Origin of the sequence: Terrimonas ginsenosidimutans (assembly GCF_022012415.1) — a bacterium.
GTDB lineage: Bacteria > Bacteroidota > Bacteroidia > Chitinophagales > Chitinophagaceae > Terrimonas_A > Terrimonas_A ginsenosidimutans.
The window spans coordinates 1-14,295 of sequence record NZ_JAKLTR010000026.1 but is presented as its reverse complement, the minus strand read 5'-3'; the positions used below and the strand labels follow the sequence as shown (position 1 = coordinate 14,295).

At 46.8% G+C, this 14,295-nt stretch carries 12 protein-coding genes; 4 read left to right on the top strand and 8 right to left on the bottom strand.

Annotated features, from left to right (window positions below; all coding sequences use genetic code 11):
- Window positions 1-177 precede the first annotated feature (177 nt).
- From LZZ85_RS26090 to LZZ85_RS26080, 3 genes are all read right to left on the bottom strand, one after another.
- Window positions 178-588 (bottom strand): hypothetical protein, encoded by a 411-nt coding sequence (locus LZZ85_RS26090; protein ID WP_237876630.1) that lies wholly within the window; start codon window positions 586-588, stop codon window positions 178-180.
- Window positions 589-682: 94 nt separating this feature from the next.
- Window positions 683-2,947, bottom strand: coding sequence for a cation:proton antiporter (locus LZZ85_RS26085; protein ID WP_237876628.1), 2,265 nt, complete (start codon window positions 2,945-2,947; stop codon window positions 683-685).
- A 183-nt stretch (window positions 2,948-3,130) separates the two neighbouring features.
- On the bottom strand, window positions 3,131-4,444 hold the full coding sequence (locus LZZ85_RS26080; protein WP_237876627.1) for an amidohydrolase family protein: 1,314 nt from the start codon (window positions 4,442-4,444) through the stop codon (window positions 3,131-3,133).
- Window positions 4,445-4,730: 286 nt separating this feature from the next.
- Here LZZ85_RS26080 and LZZ85_RS26075 point away from each other — a divergent pair, with 286 nt between their 5' ends.
- The 3 genes from LZZ85_RS26075 (at window position 4,731) to LZZ85_RS26065 (ending at window position 8,922) form a co-directional block, all read left to right on the top strand.
- Entirely contained in the window at window positions 4,731-5,420 is a 690-nt protein-coding gene (locus tag LZZ85_RS26075; RefSeq protein WP_237876626.1) for a DUF6496 domain-containing protein, read from the top strand.
- A 305-nt stretch (window positions 5,421-5,725) separates the two neighbouring features.
- On the top strand, window positions 5,726-7,192 hold the full coding sequence (locus LZZ85_RS26070; RefSeq protein ID WP_237876625.1) for a M28 family peptidase: 1,467 nt from the start codon (window positions 5,726-5,728) through the stop codon (window positions 7,190-7,192).
- Between the two features lie 59 nt (window positions 7,193-7,251).
- Entirely contained in the window at window positions 7,252-8,922 is a 1,671-nt protein-coding gene (locus LZZ85_RS26065) for a glutamine--tRNA ligase/YqeY domain fusion protein (protein ID WP_237876623.1), read from the top strand.
- Between the two features lie 138 nt (window positions 8,923-9,060).
- Here LZZ85_RS26065 and LZZ85_RS26060 read toward each other — a convergent pair whose 3' ends face one another.
- The 4 genes from LZZ85_RS26060 to LZZ85_RS26045 form a co-directional block, all read right to left on the bottom strand.
- A complete protein-coding gene (locus LZZ85_RS26060; protein ID WP_237876622.1) occupies window positions 9,061-10,875 on the bottom strand; it encodes a WG repeat-containing protein in 1,815 nt (604 codons plus the stop codon).
- A 132-nt stretch (window positions 10,876-11,007) separates the two neighbouring features.
- Window positions 11,008-11,220 carry a hypothetical protein gene (locus LZZ85_RS26055; RefSeq protein WP_237876621.1) on the bottom strand — a complete coding sequence of 71 codons (213 nt, stop codon included), beginning with the start codon at window positions 11,218-11,220 and terminating at the stop codon, window positions 11,008-11,010.
- Window positions 11,221-11,394: 174 nt separating this feature from the next.
- A complete protein-coding gene (locus tag LZZ85_RS26050; protein ID WP_237876620.1) occupies window positions 11,395-12,960 on the bottom strand; it encodes an acyl-CoA mutase large subunit family protein in 1,566 nt (521 codons plus the stop codon).
- 65 nt (window positions 12,961-13,025) lie between these two features.
- Complete coding sequence (locus tag LZZ85_RS26045) at window positions 13,026-13,538, bottom strand: DUF7935 family protein (protein ID WP_237876618.1); 513 nt, start codon at window positions 13,536-13,538, stop codon at window positions 13,026-13,028.
- A gap of 193 nt (window positions 13,539-13,731) precedes the next feature.
- Between LZZ85_RS26045 and LZZ85_RS26040 the strand changes: the two genes are divergently transcribed.
- On the top strand, window positions 13,732-14,076 hold the full coding sequence (locus tag LZZ85_RS26040; protein WP_237876617.1) for a HesB/IscA family protein: 345 nt from the start codon (window positions 13,732-13,734) through the stop codon (window positions 14,074-14,076).
- A 17-nt stretch (window positions 14,077-14,093) separates the two neighbouring features.
- On the opposite strand, the gene LZZ85_RS26035 is transcribed toward LZZ85_RS26040, so the two are convergent.
- Window positions 14,094-14,295: hypothetical protein (locus LZZ85_RS26035; RefSeq protein ID WP_237876616.1), on the bottom strand; the 202-nt coding region annotated here is incomplete at its 5' end.

The window sequence follows — 14,295 nt, the reverse complement described above, 5'->3', positions numbered from 1 at the left end:
GTGTCCAAAATATACGCCTATGAATGCATGCTAAAGTATAAACGTTGATCATACCGTTAATAAAGAAAGGTGGTGAACACATTCACCACCTTTAAAGAGATCATCAGGCTCCCACAAACTCTTCTGTGTTTTAATTCCCGACCGTATTGCTTTCCAGAAGATAAAACGTTTGAACGATCAGGCTTTCTCCTTTGGAGCGGCCTCTTTCGATAACAGGTATCTGGTCATAAAGATCCCACCCGAACCTGTATCATTCTGGCTAAGTGTCAATGGAGTAACATGCTCAAGTTTCCAGCCTTCATCTGTATATTTTTTCAACAGCTTCACCAGCTTGTTTTCGTTTTCCTTAATGTTCTTGAAATTGATACCTGTCATGCTGAACAGGTTTTCGAGATCAGTATCGGTTTGCGAACCGTCCGGATTTGTGACGATCAGGCGTGAACGGCCAAGCCCTCCGGCCAAAACAGATTCAACCGTATTGATCTGCATAAATTCTTTTGTCGTTGCAGTGACTGGCTTCCCATCCTGCGCGTACAGGCAGCAGGAGATCATTAGTGCAAAAACCAGGGTGGTAATAAACTTCTTCATTTGACAATGTTTTCGCTAAGCTACAGCCCGCGATACGCGCTGCAGATCGATTCGTGTATCAATTGAAGAATTTTCCTCCTGAATTGGGTGGGTCTTATGCGTGTTTCATTACCAACACTGATGGTGCAGCGGACAACCAATCTGCTCCGTTATCGACAGCATTTTTCCAGGCTTCGGTGCTGATAAGCATCAGCTCCTGTGAAGGGTCATGTACAGAAAACTGCTGCTCAATGGTAACGGGGCCGGGAGTAAGCATTTTTAGTATCGAAGACATTTGCTTGCCGCTGTCTTCCTGCTGCAGACCTGCTTTGTCTATGACGTGGATATGCACTTCCTGCTGGTAGATCAACTGCTTTGCATGGGCAACCAGGAATGTATCATCTGGTGATGCAAGAAAAACATGAACACGTTTCAGGTCATGCAAACCTTTGTCAAGATAAATTCCAACAGGAACCGTTGTGTTACGCATGATATTTTTAACGGTCTCATCAAAGGCCGTCGATTCAAATAGTTTTTCCTTACCGGTGATCGTATCCAGCAAGCGCTCCGGGTTAATGATCCTGGTTGTTAAGCCAAGAATGCGTCCGAGCAGACTTCCTTCAAATACGGAACTGCCGGCGCCGATCAGCAGCAGATCTGTTTGCGACAGATTTGCCGTCTGCGTAATATCATGTTCTATCTGTGAAGATGGTTTGAACATAGTGGCCACCGGAACATTCAGATAAGCCGCCTGCTCACGCACGGGTTGAAAACTTTCACGTTCATACTCTTCCTGGTTATACATATTCAATTCAGTACTTGCAGAAAGATGTAAAGCCGTAATGCGTGAATTCTGTATGGAATTCCTTACAAAATAATTAGCAAGTTTCAATAAACTTACACCCTTGCGTGGCAAGCGGAATGTGAAAAGAATATTATAAGGTTTGTTTTTGGGAGGAGGCTCTGCTTTTACCGTTTTCTTATCCTTGAACCACCAGTTAATGATATCAAGGGATGGGCCAGTCATGAAAGTTGTGACGAGTGCCATGATCACCATCATTGCAAAGATCGATGGGCTTAATACGCCGAGATCATAACCGATATTCAATACAACGAGCTCCATCAGTCCGCGGGTATTCATTAATGCACCGATAGATAAACTGGTCTTCCAGTCCTGCCCAACATATCTTGCCGCAATTGCTCCTCCTGCAAACTTTCCTATGACTGCTACTGCTATGATCGCACCACAGACTTTCCACAGTTCCCAGTCGTTCAGTAAACCGATCTGTGTGCGCAAGCCGGTAAATACGAAGAAAAGGGGGAGTAGCAGCACCAGCGATACATCCTCTACCTTCTCGATAAAAATGCTCCGGAAATTCACGCGAGAGGGCATGATCACTCCAGCCATGAACGCTCCAAACAATGCATGGATCCCGATCACTTCTGTCATGTAAGAAGAGGCCAGCAATGTGATAAAGAAGATGGCCACAACGGGTTTGCTGATCGTTTCCTTGCTGGAATATTTTTCACCGATCCTTTTCAGGAAGGGCCGGATCACTCTCAGCATGATGATCACATAAGCAATGGCCATCAGGATGGTGAACAGGGCGCTTATGATCGATCCCGCCTTTACGATCGCGATCACCGCTGCGAGGATACACCAGGCAGTAATATCATCTGCCGCGGCGCAGGTGATCACGATAGAACCCAGTTTTGTTTTTGTAAGCCCTCTTTCCTGTACGATCCGCGCAAGCACAGGAAACGCGGTAATACTCATCGCGATCCCTATAAAAAGGGAAAAGGCCAGGAAGTTGATATTGGCGGGAGAAAAATTATGGTAGATATAGTAAGCCAGTCCAATGCCGAGGGTGAACGGAAAGATGATGCTGGCGTGGCTGACCACTACGGCGTCTTTGGCTTTATTGCGGAGCAGATTCAGGTCCAGTTCCATTCCAACCACGAACATAAAAAGGATCAATCCGATCTGACTGAGGAATTGCAAGTTGCTCAGCGATTGTGCCGGAAAAAGGAAACCTGAGAATTCGGGGAAATAGGTGCCAAGAAAAGAAGGTCCGAGAACGATACCTGCTATGATCTCACCGATCACAGAAGGCTGCCTGATCTTTTTGAAGATAAAGCCGAATAATCTTGCCGTAAGAATGATCGTGATGATCTGCAGGAGCAATATTGCCAACGGATGGGTTACGTTATGGCTGTATGTATCCTTGAACTGATCCCAGGTTGAGGCATTCAGCTGCGGAACAAACTCCGTCATCTTTCCCTGCTCCAGCTTTGCTCCCTTTCTGATGATATAATAAATTACTCCCGAAAAGCTGGCGATAGTTATTATATAGAAAAGCAGGTTTTTGTACTTTCTCATCGTTGTTCTTCCAGGTTAGCGTTATTAGTCGGTGTTTATGCTTGATGTCAAAGGCGGAATCAGTATCGATGGAAGATGACCGACGGCCGTTGGCCGAAGCATACATTCAGGTCGAAGGCTCTGCCACTTATATTTCAGATGGTTACGAACAATCAGGCTTCTGCGCGAATTTACAGTATTGCGTTAGTCCTTCCGGATTATTTTTCCCTCTTTCATCACGAAGTGGACTTTCATAATCGCTTCGATATCCTGTTCGAGACCATTATCCACAGCGATGATATCAGCCCAGAATCCTTTTTTTATAACACCAGTCCTGTTCTGATAGTTCACCTGTGTTGCTGCATTTATGGTTGCAAATTTTAATACATCAGCAATTGGGATCCCTGCCTGGTGGTATCCGATCAGTGTGCGTTTGGATGGAGCAGAAAAAGGAAGTTTGAAATCTACATAATCATCTGAGCCGGCTGCGATCATAACGCCTTTTTTGTAGGCACGCAGCAGGCGGTTCTGTGGTGAGCGCATGCCCTGCATATAGCCTGCGATCTGGGCTGTATCCGCCGGATCATCCTGTTTCGCATACTGGATCATCGTCAGGCTGTCGGGGTCTGTTGGTACAAGGAATACGTTCTTTTTCTTCATCAGGTCCAGCACTGAATCTTCTATCTGGTAACCATGTTCGATGCCATCAACGCCGCCGATCACGGCATTGTAAACAGAGCGGCTGTTTGTAGCATGTGCGGTTACGCGGACGTTGTAACGGTGCGCTTCTTCTACGATCGCTTTGATCTCTTCCACACGAAGCATCGTATTATTCGGGGTGTTGTTTGCAAAGATCTTGATCACGGAAGCTCCCTGGTTTATATTCTCTCTCACTGCCTGAATAGCGTCATCCACGCCTGTTACCACGCGATATTCGTCTTTAACCAGTTCCTGGTGTTTGAAGATCGTATGAGGCAACTGACCGCCTTCGGTGGAAAGTCCGGGACCTGAGCAACGCATTCGCGGACCGGGAACAAGTCCTTCATTGATCGCCCGTCTCAACGCCATATCTGCAAAGAGCCCGGAATTGCCAAGGTCCTGAACTGTTGTGATCCCTTCTTCAAGATAGGCCTTTGCCCTGGCGGCGCCATAGATCGCGCGGTAAGCATCGCCATCAAGTGTAAGCATCCTGTTCATGTCAAGGCTGGCTTCCCGGTTTCCCTTCCAGATATTTTCCTTGTACAGCAAATGTGTATGGCAATCGATCAGACCCGGCAATACAGTATAGGCAGACAGGTCTACCAGCTGATACTTTTCCTTTTCTGCTGCTGTAAGATCTTTTCCGGCTTTTACAGTATCGATACGCGTGCCTGAAACCAGTATGGCCATGTCTTTTTGAAACGCCCCTGTCTCGCTGTTGAACAGTTTACCTGCACGGATAAGATAGTGTTGCGCGGCAGCGGGATTTGCCAAAAAGTAAACAGCAAGCAGGAGTGCAACAAGACGGTATTTTGACATTGCAGTAGTTTGGACGAAAGATAAAAAACATCTACCCATGAACAGCTGATCATTGCCCAAATTTTAAGAAGTCGATGGCCTGAAGCTGCACGGGCGGCGCTATCAGCAGAAGAATGGGCATCCCGGTAAGAATCAACCGCTAAGAACGTCTTTGGGTAAAAATGAGGAAATAGCGCAACATATACCGCCATTTAAGACCTGTATCCCTGTTGTTTGCTACGGGGTATAGTTTTTGGCCGTAATTCCTGAATACAATTATTTCTAACCCTTAATTAAATTAAACATCATGGCAAAGTATTCAAAAGGAGCCCAGAAAGGGGTGAAGTCCGCGATGAAACGGATGGAGCGCGGAACACTCCGCAGCGGAGGCTCCGGAAAGAAAGTCACTAATCCCAAACAAGCGATCGCTATAGGTTTATCAGAAGCAAGAGAAAAGGGCGCGAAAGTGCCTAAAAAGAAATCCGCATCGAAAAAAGCAGCACCTAAAAAGTCCGCTGCGAAGAAATCGGCCGTTAAAAAATCTGCGGTGAAAAAATCCGCACCGAAAAAAGCAGTCAAACGTACGGCGCCAAAGAAAAAAGCAACAGCAAGTAAAAAATCAGCTGTAAAGAAAGCGGCGGTTAAAAAATCCGCGACTGCAAAAAGAACAACAACCACGCGTAAACCTGCTGCGAAGAAAGCGGCAACAAAGGCCGTAAAGAAAGCAGCCACAGCAAAGAAGACGGCTCCTGAAAAACGGGCACCACGGGTAAAAGAAACGACGCAGTTAAGATCCGCAACGGCTGAACAGGAAATGCCGGTTGCTGAAAATAATGTACAAACAGAAATGCTGAAATCGGAAGATCCGATCCGCGCAGTGGATCAAAAGGCATTCGATCGCTTCACCTCCAAAGGAGACCCGCGCCAGCACCTGCGCCTGTCATCAAAGCCCAAAGGAGGTCCGAAACCTTCTGGCAAAAAGCCGCTGTGGAACTAGAGGGCAAGTGAAAAAAAGAGTGAAAAGTTTTCGAAGCATTGGCAAATTCTACTGTTTTCGGTGAGATTGTTTGTCAGTGTAAGATTGATGGTTGGCCGGTCTGGGGATCGGACCAACCTTTTTTCTTTTACCGCTGACGGGTTGTCCATTGTCCGGGGTAAACAGGAGTTCTCTGTATTTTATTTCGATAATGTGAAGATATAAGCCTTTAGCGGGGAAACGCATCATCCCGGTGGCCGACATATAAGGGGCAACGAAAACTGACCATTTATCAATATATTCGACCCTCATTTAAACCCCACTTCATGAGAAATGTATTACTGGCCGGTGCAGTTTCGTGCTTTGGCCTGCTGACTGCTACAGCTCAATCTAAACCGGAATGGAACCAGGTATTCGAAAAGATCAACCAGGAGGTGCTGACGAATTCGAAAGCTTATTCCTCACTGGGCGATGCTATAACGAAGATCGGACACAGGCTTACCGGTTCAGAAAATGGTAAAAAAGCGGAACAATATGCATTTGACCTGCTGAAATCATATGGATATGAGAATGTAAGATTCCAGCCTTTTGAAGTGGAAAGCTGGAGCAGAAATACCATTCAGGTTTCGATCGGACCCGATGCGCAGAGCCTTGCTCCTGTGAAATCTGTATCCCTGGCACATGCACCCGTAAAATCCGACGTGAGTGGCGAACTGGTAGAGATCGGAAACGGCCTGGAAGCAGATTATCTTGCTGCCCCGGGAAAAGTGAAAGGCAAGATCGCACTCGTATATCTGGGTATTCTACCGGGTTCCCCGGAAGGTTCGAAGAACCTGCATCGCTCTGAGAAAACGGCACTCGCTACCAAATATGGCGCAAAAGGGATCATTATCATCAATACCGCGGCAAACGGAGTACTGCTCACAGGCACGGCCTCTGTTACGGGTAAACTCATCCCGATCCCCGCGGTTTGCATCGGTAAAGAAGATGGTCTCGCGCTTCGTGAGAAACTGAAAACAGGAAAACTGTCTACCCGCATCCAGCTTACGAATTTCTCGGGTATGATCAAAGCAAGGAACGTCATCGCTACCATTCCGGGCAAAACAAAACCCAATGAAAAGATCGTTGTGGGCGGACACCTCGATAGCTGGGATCTTGCAACAGGAGCGATCGATAACGGTATTGGCTCATTCTCCGTACTGGATATGGCCAGGACTTTCAAGGCGCTCAATCTGCAACCAGAAAGAACGATCGAGTTTGTTATGTTCATGGGAGAAGAAGAAGGGCTGCTTGGTTCAAAAAGTTATGTTCGCGAAGCATTAAAAGACAAAAGCATTGATAAGATCCGCTTCATGCTGAACTACGATATGACCAATGATCCCAAAGGATATTCAGCGACGACTGATGCCAGCAAATCATTGTTCCAGGCCATCGGAACCATCGCACAATCTATCGATACCAGCTTTAAAAATACATTCAGGGCGGGCGCGGGTCTGCACAGCGATCACCAGCCATTCATGCTCCATGGTGTTCCTACAGGCGGGGCAGGAGGGGGAAGCCTTCCGAATAATGCCGGACCTTGCTATCATGCCGACTGTGATAACTTCAGCCTCGTTGATGAAAAAGGTATGAAGAATACGGTTCGTTTTAATACGATGCTTGTATACGGCCTTGCCGACGCAACAACAATTGAAGCAAAAAGACTTTCAGATACAGAAACAAAAGAATTGATGCTGAAATCAAACCTGAAAGAGCCGCTGCAGATTGCTGGCGAATGGCGTTGGCGCGAATAGAACGCGTTTATTCGCGGCCATTAGCGTTCCATTCGCGTTTTTGTTATATTTGCAGACCTATGTCACACGAAGAAAAGAAAGAAGAAAGAAGCCTCAATTTTCTGGAAGAAATAGTAGAAGCGGATCTTGCTGCCGGTAAGTATAAGTCCATAAGGACGCGGTTCCCACCGGAGCCCAACGGTTATCTGCACATCGGTCATGCTTCCAGTATTTGTCTCAACTTTGGTCTCGCTAAAAAATATGGCGGTTCGACCAATCTCCGTTTTGATGACACCAACCCAACCACAGAAGAAACTGAGTACGTCGAAAGCATTAAGGATGATGTACGCTGGCTGGGCTTTGAATGGGAGAATGAGCTGTATGCTTCGGATTATTTTGAGCAATTGTTTGAATACGCAGTAAAGCTGATCAAAAATGGTCTGGCTTATGTGGATGACAGCTCATCGGAAGAAATTGCACAGCAAAAAGGAACACCGACCCAGCCGGGTCATCGTAATAAATATGCGGATCGCAGCATTGAAGAGAACCTTCAACTGTTTGAAGATATGCGTGCCGGCAAATATAAAGACGGCGAAAAAGTGCTGCGGGCGAAGATCGATATCGAATCGTCAAACATGCTGATGCGTGACCCGATCCTGTATCGTATCAAACATGCGCATCACCATCGCACCGGAGATGCATGGTGCATTTACCCGATGTATGATTTTGCACATGGGCAAAGTGATTCACTCGAAAACATTACGCATTCGATCTGTACACTGGAATTCGTTCCCCACAGGGAAGTGTATGACTGGCTGATCAATAAACTGGAGATCTTCCCCAGTAAGCAATACGAATTTGCCAGACGTAACCTCACCTATACCGTGATGAGCAAGCGTAAACTGCTGCAGCTGGTCAATGAGAAACACGTGTCCGGTTGGGATGATCCCCGTATGCCCACGATCTCCGGTATGAGACGCAGAGGTTACACGGCACAAAGTATCCGTGACTTCAGTGATCGCGCAGGTATCGCCAAGCGTGATAATATTGTTGATGTAGGATTACTTGAATTTTTTGTGAGAGAAGATCTCAATAAGAGCGCCCTTCGCAGAATGGTGGTGTTTGATCCGGTCAAAGTGGTGATCACCAACTATACAAAGGATGAAGAGTTTTTAAAGAGTGAGAATAACCCGGAAGATCCGGCGACTGGCGAAAGAGAGATCCCATTCAGCAAAGAGATATTCATCGAGCGTGAAGATTTTATGGAGAATCCTCCCAAGAAATATTTCCGCCTGGCACCCGGACAAATGGTACGCCTTAAATCTGCCTATATCATCAAATGTGAAGAGGTGATCAAAGATGCTGAGGGTAATGTGACCGAACTGCATTGTACGTATATTCCTGAGAGTAAAAGCGGGGAGGATACATCCGGGATCAATGTGAAAGGCACCCTGCACTGGGTTAGTGTAAAACATGCAGTGACAGCCGAGATCAGGTTGTACGACAGGTTGTTCAAGGTAGAGAATCCGGCAAATGAAGAAGGCGACTTTAAAGATTATATCAATCCCGATTCATTGCAGGTGGTCAAATCTGTATACGCGGAACCGGCATTGAAAAATGCAAAATTTAATGAAGCTTATCAGTTCATCCGTAAAGGATATTTTGTACTGGATAAGGATAGCAGCACGAGTGGAATGGTTTTCAACCGTACCGTTGGATTGAAAGACAGTTGGAAGCCGCAGGGGAAATAAGTAATTGTCAAGAATAGGAAAGGGGTGTTTCAGGGTGAACCGGAACACCCTTTTTCGTTGGATACACAGCAAAGGAGCTGCAGCCTGCGCTGATCCGCTAAAACATGCGTATGTGGTGCGCGAATGAGCGCTCACCGATTACCGGGCAACTTTCTTACCTGTCAGAATTACGATCTGATTGTCTTCGTTTACATAACCTTCGGCAATTTTTTCCATACGCCTGCCGTCTGCGGACCTTTCATAGTGCGTATAATACCTCAACCTGGATTCGGGATCGAATTCATGACCACGGATCTGCCTTGTCTCAAACACCTGGTATTTTCCTGTTTGAACATTTACGACCATTGTGCCGGGAAGTTGATCTGAGTGACCATTCACCATCAGGTAAAGCCGGTCGTTGGCAAATTCATGGATGTATAATTGGGGGATATCTGAGGGAACATTCAATTTTTTCAGAAACGCATCGATCGTGTAAACTGTTCCGGTGGAATCTAGCACGAAACTTTCCTCATTTCGTCCCCTGAAGGTTGTATAGCCATTCGATAAGGATCTTACAACAGCCGCTCCGTATTCTTTTGTTTCCAGCCTGAATTTAATACCACCTTTTACGTCAATAAATGCAGCGCAGAATTCGGTCTTATCGATCGGCACAAGGAGTGACAGTCCTGAAGAGTAGGGCCTGGGCTCGCTTGCGTATTGCGGTTCTGCGATCATATTGCCTTTACGATCAACTATTCCCCATTTCATATTACCAGCCTGATCACGCCGGGCAATCATTGCCAGCCCTTCATCAAACTTCGTAGCAGTGTCAAACTTTTGAGGGATCATGAATTTTCCGGTCACTACATCCATATATCCAAACTTCTTATCACCCGGTTTGGTGGTTGCCGGGCGGAAGGGGAACGGCGTGCGGAAATCCCTTATGTCCCATGACATTGACTCTGTGCTATCAGGCGCAAGCTTTCGGAAGGGTATTTTTTTTCCGGTAGAATCGATAATGAACCTATCATTTCCCTGTGAGGGATGGCCAGAGGCGATGGCCTTTCCTTCTGCGTTAAAATAAGTATCAAATTGAAAGAGGTCGGTTCTCACCACCTGCCCGCTTCTGGTGATAAACCCAAGCTTACCCTGCTTCAGATCATAGAAGCTGAAAAAGTGGGTGGGAGGTACTTCGCCTGAGCGATAGCCGATCGTAGAGCTGTTAAAACTATAGTAGCCCCATGGAAGGATCATTTCGCCCTGGCGGTCGATTACTGCCTGCTCCATTCCTTTTTCGATCACGGCATAACCTAACACGAACGGGCTGGCCTTGTCAGCATCGATCATCTTCACCGCCGGCGAAATAATGATCGGGTTCCGCAGCGGGGTCCCCTGAACAGGTGAAGATGTCTTTCCGGCAGATGCTGTCAGATCATCGGTGCCAAACAGGAAGCTCTGTGGTATTTCATTTACCTGTCCGGCAAAAGCAGCGAACTCATCTTCCGGTGCATTGTACACGAGTTCATACGCATTTTTATTAAAGATCGTTTTATAAACAGCGCTCCTGTTATTCTTTTTACCGTTCTGAAGTGAGTATTCAAGCAGCCACCATTCGCGGCCATTAATGGTTTTAAATGAAGACTTTAATACCTCAATTTTCACTCCCTGGATACTTTGTGATCTGACCATTTTTTCCTCTATGGATGCAAGCTCTCTCACTGAAATATCCTCGTATCCCGCGCCGAGGTTGATAACCGTCACCTGAACGATGGGTGCATCACTTTTTTTGCTCTCTCCGGAAGGCAGCAGTAAGGATAGGCGGGCATTACCTTTCGGCGAGCCGGTTTTCCATTCAGCCGGATGGGTCAGCCGGAAAGTGCCTGCCGGGTCTTTATATTGAGTAAGCTGGGCCTCAGCATTGACGCAAAATAAAAGGCTGACAGCAAGAAAGCCGCTGATGAATGTTGAACGCACGGGATTCAATTTGTGATTAACGGATGAACACCCCTGAAGGGCCGGACAAATATAACCTCGAACGATCAAAAAACAGGAACACCGCTCTCTACCGTGGATACGGAGCGGTATATGCTGGCCAGAAGATCGGCCTTACTTCTTTTTACTTTGCCCGACAACTATCAGTACACCCGCCACAATGGCCAATCCCCCGGCATATACCGGCCAACCGATCCATTTGTTTTCCTTTTTATTCACTTCAACAGGCCCGATATCGATCACTTTCTTTTCAGTTTGCACACTGAATCCGCGGTAGATCAGCATGAAAATACCCACAACGATGAGGATAATGCCAAATGCTTTCATAGTAGAAGTTTGGGGAGGTAATGCAAATGATGAGCCGTAAAAGGTTTGCAAGGTTTCATAAGTTTCAGAGGTTCCATAAGTTTTAGCGCCGATGAGAGAATAATATCCCGGGCATAAAACGTATGGAACCTCTGAAACCTATGGAACTTATGGAACCTCCTGAACTCTCAAACTTCACCTGTACTCCCCATACACCTCCCTCAGCGTATCCGCGATCTCCCCGAGAGTGCATTTATTTTCCACCGCTTCTATGACAGCCGGCATGATGTTTTGCCCGCTCACAACATGGTCATTGAGTAATTGAAGGCACTGATCCACTTTTGCATTGTCGCGATTGGCGCGTAACTGTGCAAGTTTTTCACTCTGTAAGGTTCTTATGCTGTCATCAATTTTGAAAATGGGAATGGAGCCGTCTTCTTTTACCTGGAATTTATTTACACCAACGATGATCTTTTCATTTGATTCGATCTGGCGTTGGTATTCATATGCGCTTCGCGCGATCTCATCCTGGATGAAACCCTGTTCAATGGCAGACACACTTCCGCCCATTGCGTCGATCTTTTCGATCAGCTTCCACGCAGCTTCTTCGACTTCATTGGTCATTGATTCTATGAAATACGAACCGGCCAGCGGATCAACCGTGTCAGGAGCGCCACTTTCGAAGGCGACGATCTGCTGGGTACGCAATGCGATCCGTGCAGCCTCTTCCGTTGGAAGGCTCAGGGCTTCGTCATACCCGTTGGTGTGAAGTGACTGCGTGCCGCCCAATACAGCGGCGAGGCTTTGTATGGTTACCCTTGAAATGTTATTCATCGGTTGTTGGGCCGTTAGGGTGCTGCCTCCGGTCTGTGTGTGAAAGCGCAGCATCATGGCTTTCGGATCGGTCGCACCAAGGCTCTTCATCATCTTTGCCCACATGCGTCTCGCGGCGCGGAATTTGGCGACTTCTTCAAACAGGTTATTGTGTGCATTGAAAAAGAAGGAGAGGCGTTTGCCAAAAACATTTATATCAAGTCCCTTTTCCTGCGCGGCCTGCACATAGGCTTTCCCGTTACTGAGGGTAAATGCGATCTCCTGCACGGCTGTTGAGCCTGCTTCACGGATATGATATCCGGAGATAGAGATCGTGTTCCATTTGGGAAGATCGGATGCGCACCATTCAAATATGTCGGTTATGATCCGCATGGAAGGTTTTGGCGGATAGATATAAGTGCCGCGGGCGGCATATTCTTTCAGGATATCATTCTGAATGGTGCCGGAGATCTTTTTCAGATCGGCCCCCTGCTGTTTGGCAAGCGCTACGTACAATGAAAGCAGGATGTAGCCGGTCGCATTGATCGTCATGGAGGTGGAAACATCCTCCAGCCGGATCCCTTTGAACAGGGTTGCCATGTCTTCAATGCTATCGATCGCTACACCTACCTTTCCCACTTCGCCTTCCGACAGCGCATGATCGCTGTCATACCCGATCTGAGTTGGGAGATCGAATGCAACACTCAACCCCATCACACCCTGTGAAAGAAGATAATGATATCGTTTATTACTTTCTTCAGCGGTAGAAAAACCAGCATATTGCCTCATCGTCCATAGCTTACCCCGATACATGTCTGGCTGAACACCGCGTGTAAAAGGGTATTCTCCGGGCTGATCGGCCGGAGGACTATTATGTGGCGAATCGACAGTGTACAGGCGGTCAATCTCAATCCCTGAATCAGTCTGCACTTTTTTTTCTTCGGACATGGGTTAAGGGTTTCTGAGTGATTGTTAGCAGTGTGTGCGCTGAACGGTCAACGGTCAATGCACGCTCACTTCATCAGCTTCTTCGCTTCAAAATTAAGCGCTTCAAGCACGATCGTATGCAAGGTGCCTTTCTTTTGTGTCATCACGAATTCAAGAAGGCGTTTATTGAGTTCGATGCCGGTGGCGTCAGGGGGAAGGGTAGAGCCGACCTGGTTAATGATCAGCATATTCTGTTCTTTGAGATTGTTCACCGCTTCCCAACCGACAGGACTTACATAGATCTGCTGGGAGGCATTGTATTCAAATTCCTGTTTGATGCTTTCGATCAGCAGCATCTGCATATCACGCGCATTAAAGCCGGGTTGATTGGCGCGGCTTACCAGATTGGGAATGGAGATCCGTTCAGAAAGCACCACGAGGCGCTCATAGGCCTGAAGCTGTAATGGACGTGAGGAGAAGTTTTCTTTCTCTGCTGCTGCCGCATTTTTTTTCCTGAGATTGTTTACAAGAAAAAAAGAATAGAACGAGATTAAGAGGGCCAGCACGGCTACAAGAAGAGTGATTGCATTCTGATCCATCGGGATTGGTTTTTAACAGGTGATAAAGATACTCAGAAGATGAATGTAGTGAATAATCTTACTGCGTGAACCATAACGTTTTAAAAAAGAAAATCTTGTTTCGACTGTCATATATTCGTTAAACACGGCGTGTTTGGTATTAACAGTGGCCGTTTTGTGTGATCGACGTAGCTTAATTAACTATTTTTGTGCCATGGAGTCAACAACAATAACGCCGGTAAGCCTTACTGCCGGTGCAATTAAAGAAATACATCGTTTGATGGGTGAGGACGGGTTTGATAAAACCCAGGTGTTGCGGGTTGGTGTAAAAGGCGGCGGCTGTTCAGGCATGTCCTACATACTAGGGTTTGATCAAAAGCAGGAGAATGACCAGGAGTTTGAGATCGAAGGAATAGCGTGCGTAATGAACCGTTCGCATGAGATTTACCTGTACGGAATGCAGGTTGATTGGCTGGATGGGTTGAACAACCGTGGGTTTACATTTAAAAATCCGAATGCGAGCAATACCTGCGGCTGCGGTACCAGCTTTGCAGTTTAAAAACATTGTGTTTTACTTTAAAGAAAGCCTTCCAGTCTTTGATTGGAGGGCTTTCTTGTTATGAGTGGGAGGTTTGCCGGGCGGGCAAAGGGGCGCTTTTTTTTCGAGGTGGTGCCGTGAAGACTCTGTTTGCATTTTTTGCCGGAGGGCAATGCTCCTTTCGACGGGAGGTCGAAAGACTCCGTATACTTTTTTTGCCGGACGGGCAAGGGCGCTTTT

Excerpts from the sequence above, each read along its gene's own strand:
- LZZ85_RS26040 (WP_237876617.1), top strand. The coding sequence starts at position 13,732 with ATGGAGTCAACAACAATAACGCCGGTAAGCCTTACTGCCGGTGCAATT.
- LZZ85_RS26080 (WP_237876627.1), bottom strand. The coding sequence starts at position 4,444 with ATGTCAAAATACCGTCTTGTTGCACTCCTGCTTGCTGTTTACTTTTTG.
- LZZ85_RS26065 (WP_237876623.1), top strand. The coding sequence starts at position 7,252 with ATGTCACACGAAGAAAAGAAAGAAGAAAGAAGCCTCAATTTTCTGGAA.
- LZZ85_RS26070 (WP_237876625.1), top strand. The coding sequence starts at position 5,726 with ATGAGAAATGTATTACTGGCCGGTGCAGTTTCGTGCTTTGGCCTGCTG.
- LZZ85_RS26090 (WP_237876630.1), bottom strand. The coding sequence starts at position 588 with ATGAAGAAGTTTATTACCACCCTGGTTTTTGCACTAATGATCTCCTGC.
- LZZ85_RS26075 (WP_237876626.1), top strand. The coding sequence starts at position 4,731 with ATGGCAAAGTATTCAAAAGGAGCCCAGAAAGGGGTGAAGTCCGCGATG.
- LZZ85_RS26045 (WP_237876618.1), bottom strand. The coding sequence starts at position 13,538 with ATGGATCAGAATGCAATCACTCTTCTTGTAGCCGTGCTGGCCCTCTTA.
- LZZ85_RS26055 (WP_237876621.1), bottom strand. The coding sequence starts at position 11,220 with ATGAAAGCATTTGGCATTATCCTCATCGTTGTGGGTATTTTCATGCTG.
- LZZ85_RS26050 (WP_237876620.1), bottom strand. The coding sequence starts at position 12,960 with ATGTCCGAAGAAAAAAAAGTGCAGACTGATTCAGGGATTGAGATTGAC.
- LZZ85_RS26085 (WP_237876628.1), bottom strand. The coding sequence starts at position 2,947 with ATGAGAAAGTACAAAAACCTGCTTTTCTATATAATAACTATCGCCAGC.